Raw genomic sequence first — 14,033 nt, forward strand, 5'->3', positions numbered from 1 at the left:
CCGTCAGGGAACCGGCCGGGTCAGACGGCCACTCCCAGCAGGGCGTCCACGGCCCGCGAGACCAGGCCGGGCGCGCCGGTGTCGGTGCCGCCCCGCTCCTGCTGGAGCGCGGCCCAGCGGTCGACCGCGGCGAGCGCGGCCGGGGAGTCCAGGTCGGCGGCGAGGGCGTCGCGGATCTCCTCCACCAGCGCGTCGGCGGACGGGCCGTCGGGCCGGGAGACGGCCGCGCGCCAGCGCTCCAGCCGCGCCACGGCATCGGCGAGCACCTGGTCGGTCCACTCCCAGTCGGAGCGGTAGTGGTGGGCGAGCAGCGAGAGCCGGATGGCGGCCGGGTCCACTCCGTCGCGGCGCAGCCGGGACACGAAGACCAGGTTGCCCTTGGACTTGGACATCTTCTCGCCGTCCAGCGCGACCATGCCCGCGTGCACGTACGCCTTGGCCATCGGGAACTCGCCGGTGAGCACCTGGGCGTGCGAGGCACCCATCTCGTGGTGCGGGAAGACGAGGTCGGAGCCGCCGCCCTGGACGTCGAAGCCCATGCCGAGGTGGTCGAGGGCGATGGCCACGCACTCGATGTGCCAGCCGGGCCGGCCGCGGCCCAGGGAGGCGCCGTCCCAGCTGGGTTCGCCGTCCCTCGCCGCCATCCACAGCATCGGGTCGAGCGGGTTCTTCTTGCCGGGGCGGTCGGGGTCGCCGCCGCGCTCGGCGGACAGCAGCCGCATCGCGGCGGCGTCGAGGTGCGAGACCGCGCCGAAGTGGGGGTCGGACTCGACGGAGAAGTAGACGTCGCCGTCGAGTTCGTAGGCGGCGCCCAGGTCACGCAGGCGCTCCACCAGCGGGACGATGCCGGGTATCGCCTCCACGGCGCCTATGTAGTGGCGCGGCGGCAGCATCCGCAGGGCGGTCATGTCCTCGCGGAACAGCGCCGTCTCCTGCTCGGCCAGCTTCACCCAGTCGACGTCGTCGCGCTGCGCCCGCTCCAGCAGCGGATCGTCGACATCGGTCACGTTCTGGACGTAGTGGACCTGGCGCTTGGTGTCGAGCCACACACGCTGGACGAGGTCGAACGCGTTGTAGGTCGCCGCGTGCCCCATGTGGGTGGCGTCGTACGGCGTGATGCCGCAGACGTAGATACGGGCGACGGGACCGGGGTCGAGGGTCACCAGGCCCCCGGTCGCGGTGTCGTGGATCCTCAGGTCGCGGCCCTGACCAGGCAGGGCGGGGACCTCGGAAGCGGGCCAGGCATGCATGTCATGAGCGTAACCGGACCGCGGTCCCGTCTACGAACCGGACCGCGCAGATGACCGGTAAGGCGTTCTTGCGCGATCACGGCGGGTGTGCTGCCGCGCTGCCGCTACACCGGCGGCCAGGGGATCGCCGGCCACTCCCCCGTCGGCTCGGGATGGACCCCGGAGGCGAGGAGGGCGTCCACGCGCGCGCGTGCGGCCCCGATCTCCGCCGGGGCGATGAGGGCGGCCAGCCGGGCGGCGAGGGCGCCGCCGTCGCCCAGGGCGTCCCTGAGGCCCTTGAGGACGCTCAGGGCCTCCTGCGGCAGGGGCTCGCCCGCCCAGCCCCACAGGAGGGTGCGCAGCTTGTTCTCGGTGTGGAAGGTGACGCCGTGGTCGATGCCGTAGAGGCGGCCGTCCGGGACGGGCAGCAGATGGCCGCCCTTGCGGTCGGCGTTGTTGATCACCGCGTCCAGCACGGACAGCCGCCGCAGCCGCTCGTCGTCGGCGTGCACCAAGAGCGCGGTGCGGTCCTCGCCGACCTCGGCGAAGCCGATCGCCTTCCAGCCGGGGCCCGGTTCCTCGGCGTCCAGCAGGGCGAGCAGTTCGGTGCCGGGTCCCTCCTCCTGGGCCTCGATCCACAGCTGGACCATGCCCTCGCCGTAGGGGCCCTCGCGCAGCACGGTCGGCGGCACCAGGTGCCAGCCGGTCGCCTCGGATACCTCGTAGGCGGCCACCTCGCGGCCGGCCAGGGTGCCGTCGGGGAAGTCCCACAGCGGGCGCTCCCCGGCGACCGGCTTGTAGACGCAGGACGCCTCCCGGCCCTCGTGCGCGACGGTGCACAGCAGCGCCGCGTTGGAGGCCTCACGGATGCGGCCGCGCACGGTCAGCTCGCCGCGGGCGAGCAGTTCGGCGGACGCCGCGTGCGGCGTCACGCCCCGCGGCGGTATCCGTTCTGGCGCGGACATACGTGTCCTTCCGGGTCGAGCGGGAGGCTGCACAGCGGGCACGGCGGCCGCCCGGCGTTGACGACGTCGAGTGCGCGCTTGGCGAACGCCCTCGCCTGGGTGCCGGTGAGCCGGACCCGCAGCATCGGGGGGCCGTTCTCCTCGTCCTGGAGCAGCCGCTCCTCGGCCTCGGCGAGGTCCTCCTCGGACTCGGCGTCGAGTTCGACGAGGGCCTGGGCCTCGACGACCATGCGCTCTTCCTCGCCGTCCCAGGCGAGCGCCATGGTGCCGACCCGGAACTCCTCCTCGACGGGGGTGTCCAGCGGGCCGGTGTCGGCGATCTCGGTGGGGGCCATCGCGGGCACGGCGGCGTTGCCGCCGCTGCGGCGCACCACCTCGTCGAGCAGTTCGTCCATGCGTTCGGCGAGCGCCGCGACCTGGGTCTTCTCCAGGGCCACGCTGGTCACCCGGGAGCCTGCGGTGGCCTGGAGGAAGAACGTACGGCGTCCGGGCAGTCCGACCGTGCCGGCCACGAAACGGTCCGGGGGGTCGTAGAGGAACACCTGACGGGACACGTCCTGTCTCCATGGGGATCGGGAGAAACGGGGGAAACGACGGTAAACGACGGAGGGGGTGGGGCTACGGCGACCGCTTCACCCTACTGCGGCCGACGATCACGGTGCGCCCGCGCCGCCCCCGACCGGTGCGTCGCCGCCGGCGCTCTCCTCGCGCGGCGCGAGGGAGGTGAGGTCGCCGGTGTCGCCGAGGCGCACCAGGAAGGGCCGCAGCCTGGTGTAGCGGATCGCGGTGACGGAGCAGGGTTCGACGGAGATCCGCTGGAAGAGGTCGAGGTGGAGGCCGAGCGCCTCGGCGACCAGGGACTTGATGATGTCGCCGTGGGAGCACATCAGGTAGACGGCGTCGGGGCCGTGATCGCGCTCCACGCGCGCGTTCCACTCGCGCACCGCCTCGGCGGCCCGGGTCTGCATGGCGCGCAGGGACTCGCCCCCGGGGAAGGCCGCGGCGGAGGGGTGCGCCTGCACGACCTCCATCAGCGGCTCGTCCTTGAGCTCGGCGAGTTTGCGGCCCGACCAGTCGCCGTAGTGGCACTCCCCGATCCGCTCGTCGGTGTGCGCGCCCAGGCCGGGCCGCGCGTTCAGGAGGGGCTGTACGGTCTCCTGGCAGCGCTGCAACGGGCTGGTGACCACCTCGGCGACCGGCAGCGCGGCGAGCCGGCCGGGCAGCGCGGCGGCCTGTGCGGCACCGCGTTCGTCGAGTGCGACGCCGGGCGTCCAGCCGGCGAGCAGTCCCGCGGTGTTGGCGGTGGAACGTCCGTGCCTGACGAGGATCAGCGTGGGCATGCGGCCAGGGTAGGGGTATACGCGGCTCCGGCGTCGGCCGGACGAAAGGGGAACACGCTCAGTGATCGTCGACTGTGGCATCTACCGTGGCGGACACCGCACGGAGGGCCCGGAGGACTTCTCCGACGCCCTGGCCGAGGCGCGGGCGGCCGGCGGGTTCGTGTGGGTGGGACTGCATGAGCCGACCGAGCAGGAGTTCGGCCTGGTCACCGAGGAGTTCGGCCTGCATCCGCTGGCGGTCGAGGACGCCCTGAAGGCGCATCAGCGGCCCAAGCTGGAGGTCTACGACGATTCGCTGTTCGCGGTGCTCAAGCCGGTGGGGTACGAGCCGCAGAGCGACGAGGTGTCGGCCGGCGAGATCATGATCTTCCTGGGCGACTCGTTCGTCGTCACGGTGCGTCACGGAGAGAGCGATGGACTGGCTGTCGTACGGCACCGGCTCGAACAGGAGCCGGAGATGCTCGGCAAGGGTCCGACCGCCGTGCTGTACGCGATCGCCGACGCGACCGTCGACCACTATCTGGACGTGGCGACCGAGCTGCAGACCGACCTGGAGGAGCTGGAGGCGGAGGTCTTCTCCCCCGACCGGGGCGGCTCGCGGCACACCGCCTCCCGCATCTACAACTTCAAGCGGCAGATCACCGAGTTCCGGCGCGCGACGGGCCCGCTGGCGGTGCCCATGTCCCGTCTGGGCGGGACCGGGGTGGGCGCGTTCACCGCGACGGTGCCGTTCGTGGACGAAGCGGCGCACCCCTTCTTCCGGGACGTCAGCGACCACCTGACCCGGGTGAACGAGTCCGTGGAGGGCCTGGACCGGCTCGTCTCGGACATCCTCTCGGCCCATCTGGCGCAGACCAGCGTCCAGCAGAACGACGACATGCGGAAGATCTCCGCGTGGGCGGCCATGGCGGCGATCCCGACGATGATCGCCGGCATCTACGGCATGAACTTCGACCACATGCCCGAGCTGCACTGGATCTGGTCGTACCCGGCGGTGATCGGACTGATGGCCGTCCTGGAGGTGCTGCTGTACCGGCAGTTCAAGCGGCGGGACTGGCTGTGAGGACGGCGGGTCCGGGCGGGCCCGGAGCCGCACCAGTGCACCAGTGCACCAGTGCACCACTGCACCGCCGGACCGACGCACCGACGCACCGACGCGGAGGACGTGCCGGGTGCGGTCGCCCGGGTGACGCGACTGGCGCGGGGCGGGTTGCGCCGGAGGGCGCGGCGTACGCCCGGCGCGTGGGCCGTAACCCCGCGGGCCCCGGCGCGTTGTTCCCGGTGACGGCCGTGGCGGGGAGGACCCCCGAGCCCCCACCACGGCCGTGAGACGTCCCGGGAGGGCGGGCGCGCACCGGCGCGTCCGCCCTCGTCCGGTGGTCCGGTGGCACGGACCGGGTGTCACGCCAGCCCGGCGCGCTCCAGGGCCGCGGTGCCGGCGCGCAGCGACGCCAGGCGCTCGTCGCGGGTGAAGCCCGCCGGGGCCAGGGTGAGGGTGGTGACACCGGCCGCCGCGTACGCCTTCATCCGGTCCGCGATCCGGTCGACGGAGCCGAGCAGCGTGGTCTGGTCGATCAGCCGCTGCGGCACGGCGGCCGCGGCGCCCTGCTTGTCGCCGGACAGGTACTTGTCCTGGATCTCGGCGGCTTCCTTCTCATAGCCCATGCGTCCGGCGAGCTGGTTGTAGAAGTTCTGCTTGCGGCTGCCCATGCCGCCGACGTACAGCGCCGTGTACGGGCGGAAGGTGTCGGCGAGCGCGGACACGTCCTTGTCGTCGCCGAGCGCGAGGGGCACGGTCGGGCAGACGTCGAAGCCGTCCATCGTCAGCCCGGCCTTCTCCCGTCCGGCCCGCAGCGGGCGGATCGCCGTCTCCTCCAGATGGTCGGCGGAGGGGAAGATGAGCAGCGCGCCGTCGGCGATCTCGCCGGTCTGCTCCAGGTTCTTCGGTCCGATGGCGGCGATGTAGAGCGGGATGTGCTCGCGCTGCGGGTGCACGGTCAGCTTGATCGGCTTGCCGGGGCCGCCGGGCAGCGGCAGCGTCCAGTGCTCGCCGTCGTGGGTCAGCCGCTCGCGGGTCATGGCCTTGCGGACGATCTCGACGTACTCGCGGGTGCGGGCCAGCGGCTTGTCGAACTTGACGCCGTACCAGCCCTCGGAGACCTGCGGGCCCGAGACGCCGAGGCCGAGCCGGAACCGGCCGCCGGACAGCGAGTCGAGCGTGGCGGCGGTCATCGCCGTCATCGCGGGCTGCCGGGCGGGGATCTGGAAGATGGCCGAGCCGACGTCGATGCGCTCGGTCTGCGCCGCGACCCAGGTGAGCACGGTGGCCGCGTCCGAGCCGTAGGCCTCGGCCGCCCAGCACACGTCGTAGCCGAGGCGGTCCGCCTCCTGGGCCACGGCCAGGTTGTCCGCGTCCATGCCGGCACCCCAGTAGCCGAGGTTGATCCCGAGCCGCATGCCCAATCCCCTTACCGATGAGTAACGTGCGTGTGCGCACGACCCTAGCGCGAGGCCGGTGGATCCGGCAGGCCACGGACGGTGTGACGGCGGACTCGTCCGGGGCCCGCGCCGGGACGCGGCCGGTTGTCCACAGGTCGCCACCGGGGCGGATCCGGTTGTCCACAGGTCACCCACGGGGCATCCGTGGCCAGTAATCTCGGCGTTCATGGAGCAGAGGCATCTCGGCCGTACGGGCCTGCGCGTGTCCCGCATCGGCCTCGGCACCCTCACCTGGGGCCGGGACACCGACGAGCACGACGCGGCGGACATGCTGAAGGCGTTCTGGGAGGCGGGCGGCACCCTCGTCGACACGGCGGACGTCTACGGCGACGGCGAGGCCGAGTACCTGCTGGGACGGCTCATGGACGGCCTGGTGCCGCGCCACGACCTGGTCGTCTCGACCAAGGCGGGCAGCGTCCCCGACCCCGACCGGCGCTTCGACGGCTCCCGCGGCCATCTGCTGGCGGCCCTTGACGACTCCCTCGCCCGGCTGGGCACGGACCACATCGACGTGTGGCACGTGCACGCCTACGACCCCTCCACCCCGCTGGAGGAGACCCTCCAGGCACTCGACCTGGCCGTGAGCAGCGGGCGGGTGCGGTACGCCGGGGTCTCCAACTTCTGCGGCTGGCAGCTGGCCAAGGCGGCGACCTGGCAGCTCGCGGCGCCGGGCACCCGGACCCGGCTGGCGAGCACGCAGATGGAGTACTCGCTGCTCCAGCGGGGCGTCGAGCGCGAGGTGCTGCCCGCCGCGCTCGACCTGGGCATCGGGATGCTGCCGTCCTCGCCGCTGGGCCGGGGCGTGCTGACCGGCAAGTACCGCGACGGGCTGCCGCCGGACTCGCGGGGCGCCTCGGAGCAGTTGGCGCCGTTCGTCGAGCCGTACCTCGACGACGCCGCGCGCCGGATCACCGACGCGGTGACGACGGCCGCCGACGGGCTGGCGGTGACCCCGCTCCAGGTCGCCCTGGCCTGGGTCCGCGACCGGCCCGGGGTGACCGCCCCGATCGTCGGCGCGCGCACGGCGCAGCAGCTCATGGCCGCGTTGTCAGTGGAGAGCCTTAGTCTTCCTGACGAGATCTGCCGGGCGCTCGACGATGTGTCGGCGCCCGTGCACCGCTATCCCGATCACGACTGGAGCACGCTGTGAGCACGGAGCCGGAGACCACGGAGAACACCGGGCCGGGGACGCCGGACACCGACGGGCGGGAGCCTGCCGCGAGCGGGAGCGAAGGGGCGCGGACTCCGGACGCCGACACCGACGCCGCCGAACCCCCGGGCCCCGCGGACGCCGACGGGAGCGACGACGGCGAGGGCGACGGCGACGGCGACGGCGACGGCGACGGCGAGGGTGGCAGCTCGGCCGGAGAGACCGAAGAGTCCGGGGACGGCGGCGCGGACACCGCGGCCGGGGAGGGCTCCGACGCCGGGTCCGCGGGCGGCGCGGACGGCGGCGCCCAGTTGTCCGAGGCGGCGGCCGAGCTGGCGGCCCAGCGGATCGAGCGGGAGCGCATCGAGCGCCGGAAGGCCGAGAAGGAAGCGAGAGGACCGATCGAGGCCGGGACGAAGCTCAGCGGTCCGGCCGCCGATCTGCTCGCCGCGGTGCGGGCCGTGGAGAGCGGCGAGAAGCCCGCGGCCGCCGTGTTCGCCGAGCCCGAGGCGGAGACCGCGCGACGCAGGCCCGCCGCCGAGCGGACGCGCCCGGCGCCCGTCCCGCCGCCGGCGGCGGCCACCGCGCCCGCGGCCCCGGCCGGTGAGACCGTCGAGGCCGTGGGCCGGGTGCTGGCCGAGGGCGGGGCACCGCAGGCGCTCGCCGCCGCCGTCGCGACGGCCCTCGGCGAGGGCGCGGCGGACCTGCTGCGCGCCGACCCCTGGCAGTTGCTGCGTGTTCCCGGGGTGCGCCCCGAGCAGGCCGACGGCTTCGCGCGGGCGCTGCTGGGTGCCGAGTGCGGGCCCGCCGACGAGCGGCGCGGCCGGGCGTTCACGGTCTGGCTCCTGGAGCAGGCGGCGCTCGCCGGGCACACCGCGCTGGAGGCTCCGGCCCTCACCTCCGCACTGGCCCAGCGAGGCGTCCCCGACCCGGACGAGGCCCTGCAGTCCGCGCTCGCGGAGGGCGAGGCCCTGGTGTTCCAGGACGCCCTGGACGAGCCGGGAGCACCGGCCGCCCCGGCCCCCGCCCCGGCCCACGGCCCGGCCCACGACGCGGTCCCCGGCGAGGAGGACGGCGGCGCGGGCGAGGAGGGCGAAAGTCGCCCGGTACGGATCCTCGTCGGCCTGGAGCGGTACGCGCTCGCCGAGGAGAGCCTCGCGGACGGCCTGGCCCGGCTGGTCAACTCCGTGCCGAAGGAGGACGGTCCGGGCGAGGACTGGGAGCGGGCCGCCGGTGCGGCCCGGGGTTCCGCCGCCGAGCTGATCCGCGCGGTCGCCGGTCACGCCCTGGTGCTGCACACGGGCGGGGAGGCGTCCCGGGCCGAGGCGGCACGGCTGCTCCGGGAGGCCCGCGCTCTCGGGCTGCGCGCCTGGGCCGCCGCGCACAGCCCGCTGGGCCGGGACGCCTTCGCTGCGCTGCTCGGCGGGTCCTCCGAGGGGCCCGGCGGTCACGGCGGGGCCGAGCAGCGGCCCGGTGCGGACGGCTCGGCGGACTCCGGGGCGGACGCGTCCGCCCCGGAGTCCGCGGCGGACGCGTCCGCCGTGGCCACGGTCGCCGGGCTGCTGTCCGGTGCCGAGGGGCCGGGCCGGGACACCGACGGCGCCTTCGACCTGGACCTCCTCGTCGTGCTCGACGCACCCCAGCTGGACGTCGAGACGGCCGCCCTGGTCGCGGAGTCCCTGCCGGACGGCGCCCGGCTGGTGCTGGCCGGAGATCCCGGTGTGCTGTGGTCCGCGGGGCCCGGACGGGTCTTCGCGGATCTGCTGGCGGCGGGGATCTGTCCGCACATCGCCTCGCGGACACCGGACCCGGGCCCGCTGGGCGAGCTGGTCTCCGGTATCGGCGTCGGCGAGCTGACCCAGGTGGAGGCGCCGGGCAAGGAGGTTGTCATCGTCCCGGTGCGGGACGCGGGCGAGGCCGTGCACCGCACGGTGCAGCTCGTCGCGGACTCGGTGCCGCGGGCGATCGGCGTCCCCACCGCGCAGACCGTGGTGATCACCGTGGGCCACGGCGGCGCGGCGGGCACCCGTGCGCTCAACGCCGCCCTCAAGGAACGGCTCAATCCGGGCCCCGGCCGTTTCGGCGGCTTCGACCCGGACGATCGTGTCGTCTACTCCCCCGCCCCCGGCCGCGCGCTGCCCGGCCAGGTGGTGCGGGCGGACGCCGACGGTCTGCACCTGTCCTGCTCGGGCGAGTCCGTGGTCGTCCCGAAGGACCAGGTGGACGGCCATGTGCGGCACGGATGGGCGCTGACCGCGCACCAGGCCGTGGGCGGCCGGTGGCCCGCGGCGGTGGTGGTGCTGCCGGGCGACGCGGCGCAGGCGCTCAGCCGGCCGTGGGTCTACACCGCTTTCGGCCGGGCGAGCCGCCATCTGTCCGTGGTGCACGGGGTGGAGCAGGCGCTGCCCAGGGCCGTGGCCGAGGTCGCGGCCCGGCCGCGTACGACCCGGCTGCCCGTCCTGCTGGTCCCGCAGACCGGTGGGGAGGAAGCCGCCCAGGCGGCCCAGGGCTGACGGCCGTGCGGCCCGTCCCGGGCTTCGAGGGACACCGCCCGGGTCCTCGGGCTTCGGGGGTCGCCGCCCGGGGGCGGGACGGGGGCGCAGGGCGGGGCGCGGCGGGGCGGCGCAGGGCACGGCGGGGCGGTGGCCCGCCCGGGAGCCCCCTCCTCGGGCGCCCCTCCCCGACCGCCGCGGCCCGCCGCGCCGCTCAGTGCTCGCGCGCGTCCAGCGGCTCCAGATCCTCGTCGTCCTCGTCGTCGTCCTCGTCGAGATCTGTGTCGAGGTCGTCGGCGTCATCGGCGCCGGTCTCGTCGTCGTCCGTCTCGTCGTCGAAGACCGCGCTGACGTCGAAGCGGCAGACGACCAGTTCCGGATCGACCTGTTCGAAGGGGGCCTCCAGCCAGTCGCCCGGGTCGGCGGGTTCGTCCGAGGCCGTGACCCAGAGGGTGGAGTCGCCCTCCTCCAGGCCGAACTCCTTGTGCCGGGAAGCGATCTCGTCGGGTTCGAACTCGCCGAAGAGCACCCCGAGGGCCCCGTGCACGGTGTCGGACGGGCCCGTGCCGATGCCCGCGGCGCCCTCGGCGTCCGCGGCCTCCACCCGCTCGGCCTGGGCCAGCAGCCGCTGCGGGTCGGCCACGGCGTAGTCGCGGCGGATCAGCACGCTGATCGCGTTCGGCTCCTCGGGGCCCGCGTACGGCGGCAGCGAGTCGTCACCGGGGATCTCGAAGGGCGTGACCTCGTCGTAGCGGTCGTAGAGCAGCTCGTCGTACGCCTCCGCGGCGGCGGCCAGCTGGTTGAACGCTTCGTAGACGGCCGGGTCGTCGTCCCCCGACCTGCGTTCGACCGCCGCCAGGTGACGGTCGAGCGCGGTCTTGACCGCCTCGGCGGCGGCGCGTACCTCGGCAGCGGTGGGCTGCGCAGCATCAGACATAGTGCAGACGCTATCCGTACCGGGCCCCAGCCCGCACAATAGATGCGATGCCGGAATACGAATTTGTCGACGTGTTCGTCCCGCGTGGGGTGTCCCGCAACGAGACGACACGTCTGCTGACCGACCATGCCGAGTACGGACACTGGGAGTTGTACCGCCTGAGCCTGCTGCGCGACGGCAGCCGCCGGGTGCGGCTGCGACGGCGGATCATCCGCCAGGTGCGCGCCACCTGGTGACCCGGCCGAAGCCGTCCTGGTCCCGTCCCCGCCCGGACCTCGCGGGCCCCGCCGACGCGGGGCCCGCTCAGGTGTGCGCCGGTGCGGCTCAGGCCGAGGCGCGCGCCCTGCGGTACAGCACCGCGCCCGCCAGCAGCGCTCCGGCGCCGATCGGCAGGGCGAGGCCCAGGGGCAGCTCACTGCCGGTGTGCGCGAGTTGGCCGCTCGCCCGGGGCGGGGTCGCGGTCTGCGGGGCGGGCTGGTTGATGTGCACCGCTCCGCCGGGCGTCCGGCTGCCCGTGACGGGCGGACTGGTGGGCGTGCCCGGGTGGCCCGGGGTGCCGGGGTGGCCGGGAGTGCCAGGGTGACCGGGGTGCCCCGGATGTCCGGGCGTGCCGGGGTGGCCCGGAGTGCCCGGGTGGCCGGGCGGGTTGCCGTGGCCCGGAGGCGTGGGGTGACCGCCGGGGCCGCCCGGGTTGGCGCAGGTGTCGCCGAAGGCCGCGTTGCCCACGCCGATGACGTCGACGCTGTTGCCGCAGACGTTCACGGGCACGTCGATCGGCACCTGGACCTGGTTGCCGGAGCCCACGCCCGGCGACCCCCCGGTGTGGCCGCCGGCCTGCGCACCGCCGCCGGAGCCGCCGTGGCTGCTCCCGCCGTGACCGCTTCCGCCGTGCCCCGTCCCCCCGTGGCCGTGCCCTCCGTGCCCGCCGTGCCCGCCGGACGTGCCGCTGCCCTCGCCTCCGTTGGCGCACTTGTTGCCCATCGCCGGGTTGAGCAGCCCGACGACGTTCACGGTGTTGCCGCAGATGTTCACGGGCACGTGCACCGGCACCTGCACCGTGTTGCCGGACAGCACGCCCGGCGAGCCGGCCGCGGTGCCGGTGGCGCCCGCGTCGGCGTGCGCGGCTCCGCTCGCCGCGGCGAGCACGCCGGTGGCGGCGGCCACGGTCATCAGGCCCTTGCGGGTGACCTGTCGCATGTTGCTGAATCCCTGCTCTCGACCTTCTCGAACCTTCCGGAACGCGCGCTCGCACTCGGGCGGATGAGCACACCCGGCGACCGCGCGGAAAAACCGGCCGGCCCCGGAGCGCATGGCGCGCGCGCCGGGGCCGGCGGGTTCAGACCCCCCACGGAGTCGATGAATTCAGACCCTCACGGGGTGGGGCACAACGTCACTTGTTGACGCAGGCGTTGCCGAAGGCGGGGTTCAGCAGCCCGATCACCGAGATCGTGTTGCCGCAGACGTTCACCGGCACGTGCACGGGCACCTGGATGACGTTGCCGGAGACGACGCCCGGGGACTGCACGGCGGCACCCTGGGCTCCGGAGTCGGCGGCGGCCAGGCCCGCGCCCGCGAGGACCAGCCCACCGGTGGCAACCGCGGCAGCGACGACCTTCTTGATCATTATTCCTCCTAGTTGGCAAAAGCGATCCCGTGTTGCTGATCGCATTACCTGTAACGAGGAGGGAGTAATGGAGCTACGAGCTTATGGTCGGATTCACTCTTCTCAGTCATGCCCGCACAAGCGGTCGATTACCGGGGTCAAGCGGGCGCTGACCAGGGTCAGGAGGCGTCGATGAAGCGGTCCAGCACGCGCACGCCGAACCGCAGACCGTCCACCGGCACCCGCTCGTCGACCCCGTGGAACATGCCCGCGAAGTCCAGCTCCGGCGGCAGCTTCAGCGGGGCGAAGCCGAAGCCCCGGATCCCCAGGTCGTCGAAGGACTTGGCGTCCGTACCGCCGGAGAGCATGTACGGGATGGCCTTCGCGGCCGGGTCCTCGGCCACCAGCGCGGACTGCATCGCCGCCACCAGCGGCCCGTCGAACGTGGTCTCCACGGCCTTGTCGGCGTGCACGTCCTCGCGCTTGACCCGGGGGCCGAGGATCCGGTCCAGGTCGGCCAGGAACTCCTCCTCGAAGCCCGGCAGGAAGCGCCCGTCGACATGCGCGGTCGCCTCGCCCGGGATGACGTTGACCTTGTAACCGGCGCCCAGCTGGGTCGGGTTGGCGGTGTTGCTCAGGGTCGCGCCGATGAGTTTGGCGATGCCGCCCAGCTTGGCGAGGGTCCCCTCCATGTTCTCCGGGTCCAGCTCGGTGCCGAGGGCGTCGCCGAGTTCGTCGAGGAAGGCCCGGGTGGTCTTGGTGACCCGCACCGGGAACTCGTGCCGGCCGAGCCGGGCGACGGCGTCGGACAGCTCGGTGATCGCGTTGTCCCGGTGGATCATCGACCCGTGGCCCGCGGTGCCGGCCACGGTCAGCTTCATCCAGTGCATGCCCTTCTCGGCCGTCTGGATCAGATAGAGCCGCCGCTGCTCGCTGACCGTGAAGGAGAAGCCGCCGACCTCGCTGATCGCCTCCGTGACGCCCTCGAAGAGGTCCGGGTGGCGGTCGACCAGGTACCGGGCGCCGTACGTGCCGCCCGCCTCCTCGTCGGCGAGGAAGGCGAGCACGATGTCCCGGGGCGGCCGGCGCCCGCTGCGCAGCCGGTCGCGCACGACCGCCAGCGTCATGGCGTCCATGTCCTTCATGTCCACCGCGCCCCGGCCCCACACGCAGCCGTCCGCGACCTCCCCGGAGAAGGGGTGGTGCGTCCAGTCGTCGGCGTTGGCCGGTACGACGTCGGTGTGGCCATGGATGAGCAGCGCGGGCCGGGACGGGTCCTCGCCCGCGATGCGCGCCACGGTCGAGGCGCGGCCGGGGTGGGACTCGAAGATCTTCGGTTCGAGGCCCACCTCGGCGAGCTTCTCGGCGACGTACTCGGCGGCCTTGCGCTCGCCGGGGCCCGAGTGGTCGCCGTAGTTGCTGGTGTCGATCTGGATCAGCTCACGGCAGAGGTCCACGACCTCGTCCTCGCCGGTGACGCCCCTGGCCGTGTCCGTCTCGCTCACGCTGCTTCCTCCCGCTGGTGTGCTGGTGGCCCATCTCGTGTGCCCGTGGTCCACTCATCCTCCCTCTCCCGGCGCCCGGGACCCAAGGGCGCCCCCGGCCCGTCACAGCGCGTTCACGCCCCGGGTCGGGCGCGGACCGGGGGTGATCGGGCACACCGGAAAGCCTGGTAATGTTTACGTCGTCGCCGCGGGGGAAACCCCGCACGGCAGACACCTTGTCCGGGTGGCGGAATGGCAGACGCGCTAGCTTGAGGTGCTAGTGCCCTTTATCGGGCGTGGGGGTTCAAGTCCCCCCTCGGACACCAGCAGAGAC

13 protein-coding genes and 1 tRNA gene are annotated in these 14,033 nt (G+C 73.9%); 5 read left to right on the forward strand and 9 right to left on the reverse strand.

Going from position 1 to position 14,033, the window contains the following annotated elements:
- Positions 1–20: 20 nt before the first annotated feature.
- The 4 genes from mshC to R4Z62_RS06060 all read right to left on the reverse strand — a co-directional run bounded on the left by mshC (position 21) and on the right by R4Z62_RS06060 (position 3,534).
- Entirely contained in the window at positions 21–1,250 is a 1,230-nt protein-coding gene (gene mshC / locus R4Z62_RS06045; RefSeq protein ID WP_389601249.1) for a cysteine--1-D-myo-inosityl 2-amino-2-deoxy-alpha-D-glucopyranoside ligase, read from the reverse strand.
- Positions 1,251–1,354: 104 nt separating this feature from the next.
- A complete protein-coding gene (locus tag R4Z62_RS06050) occupies positions 1,355–2,194 on the reverse strand; it encodes an SCO1664 family protein (RefSeq protein ID WP_491519287.1) in 840 nt (279 codons plus the stop codon).
- The gene (locus R4Z62_RS06055; RefSeq protein WP_064531904.1) at positions 2,158–2,748 is read right to left on the reverse strand and encodes a DUF3090 domain-containing protein; all 591 of its coding nucleotides are present in this window, start codon (positions 2,746–2,748) and stop codon (positions 2,158–2,160) included. The genes R4Z62_RS06050 and R4Z62_RS06055 overlap by 37 nt, the downstream gene beginning before the upstream one ends.
- A gap of 99 nt (positions 2,749–2,847) precedes the next feature.
- Positions 2,848–3,534: a histidine phosphatase family protein gene (locus R4Z62_RS06060; RefSeq protein WP_491519288.1), complete on the reverse strand. Its 687-nt coding sequence runs from the start codon at positions 3,532–3,534 to the stop codon at positions 2,848–2,850.
- A gap of 61 nt (positions 3,535–3,595) precedes the next feature.
- Here R4Z62_RS06060 and R4Z62_RS06065 point away from each other — a divergent pair, with 61 nt between their 5' ends.
- Positions 3,596–4,597 (forward strand): magnesium and cobalt transport protein CorA, encoded by a 1,002-nt coding sequence (locus R4Z62_RS06065; protein ID WP_064531908.1) that lies wholly within the window; start codon positions 3,596–3,598, stop codon positions 4,595–4,597.
- A gap of 338 nt (positions 4,598–4,935) precedes the next feature.
- On the opposite strand, the gene R4Z62_RS06070 is transcribed toward R4Z62_RS06065, so the two are convergent.
- A complete protein-coding gene (locus R4Z62_RS06070) occupies positions 4,936–5,991 on the reverse strand; it encodes an LLM class F420-dependent oxidoreductase (RefSeq protein WP_064531910.1) in 1,056 nt (351 codons plus the stop codon).
- A gap of 208 nt (positions 5,992–6,199) precedes the next feature.
- Here R4Z62_RS06070 and R4Z62_RS06075 point away from each other — a divergent pair, with 208 nt between their 5' ends.
- Together R4Z62_RS06075 and R4Z62_RS06080 are read left to right on the forward strand one after the other, a co-directional pair.
- Complete coding sequence (locus tag R4Z62_RS06075; RefSeq protein ID WP_064531912.1) at positions 6,200–7,183, forward strand: aldo/keto reductase; 984 nt, start codon at positions 6,200–6,202, stop codon at positions 7,181–7,183.
- Positions 7,180–9,696 carry a helix-hairpin-helix domain-containing protein gene (locus R4Z62_RS06080; protein ID WP_491519289.1) on the forward strand — a complete coding sequence of 839 codons (2,517 nt, stop codon included), beginning with the start codon at positions 7,180–7,182 and terminating at the stop codon, positions 9,694–9,696. Before R4Z62_RS06075 ends, R4Z62_RS06080 begins: the two co-directional genes overlap by 4 nt.
- A gap of 193 nt (positions 9,697–9,889) precedes the next feature.
- On the opposite strand, the gene R4Z62_RS06085 is transcribed toward R4Z62_RS06080, so the two are convergent.
- The gene (locus R4Z62_RS06085) at positions 9,890–10,612 is read right to left on the reverse strand and encodes a hypothetical protein (protein ID WP_491519290.1); all 723 of its coding nucleotides are present in this window, start codon (positions 10,610–10,612) and stop codon (positions 9,890–9,892) included.
- Positions 10,613–10,659: 47 nt separating this feature from the next.
- Here R4Z62_RS06085 and R4Z62_RS06090 point away from each other — a divergent pair, with 47 nt between their 5' ends.
- A complete protein-coding gene (locus R4Z62_RS06090; protein WP_064531917.1) occupies positions 10,660–10,848 on the forward strand; it encodes a DUF5703 family protein in 189 nt (62 codons plus the stop codon).
- An 88-nt stretch (positions 10,849–10,936) separates the two neighbouring features.
- On the opposite strand, the gene R4Z62_RS06095 is transcribed toward R4Z62_RS06090, so the two are convergent.
- The 3 genes from R4Z62_RS06095 to R4Z62_RS06105 form a co-directional block, all read right to left on the reverse strand.
- Positions 10,937–11,809 (reverse strand): chaplin, encoded by an 873-nt coding sequence (locus tag R4Z62_RS06095; protein ID WP_491519291.1) that lies wholly within the window; start codon positions 11,807–11,809, stop codon positions 10,937–10,939.
- 193 nt (positions 11,810–12,002) lie between these two features.
- Positions 12,003–12,236, reverse strand: coding sequence for a chaplin ChpH (gene chpH, locus R4Z62_RS06100; RefSeq protein WP_037859555.1), 234 nt, complete (start codon positions 12,234–12,236; stop codon positions 12,003–12,005).
- Positions 12,237–12,394: 158 nt separating this feature from the next.
- Positions 12,395–13,720: a M20/M25/M40 family metallo-hydrolase gene (locus R4Z62_RS06105; protein ID WP_018570378.1), complete on the reverse strand. Its 1,326-nt coding sequence runs from the start codon at positions 13,718–13,720 to the stop codon at positions 12,395–12,397.
- Positions 13,721–13,937: 217 nt separating this feature from the next.
- Between R4Z62_RS06105 and R4Z62_RS06110 the strand changes: the two genes are divergently transcribed.
- Positions 13,938–14,025 (forward strand) — tRNA-Leu (locus tag R4Z62_RS06110).
- Positions 14,026–14,033 lie beyond the last annotated feature (8 nt).

This window comes from Streptomyces sp. PL-25, assembly GCF_058344915.1.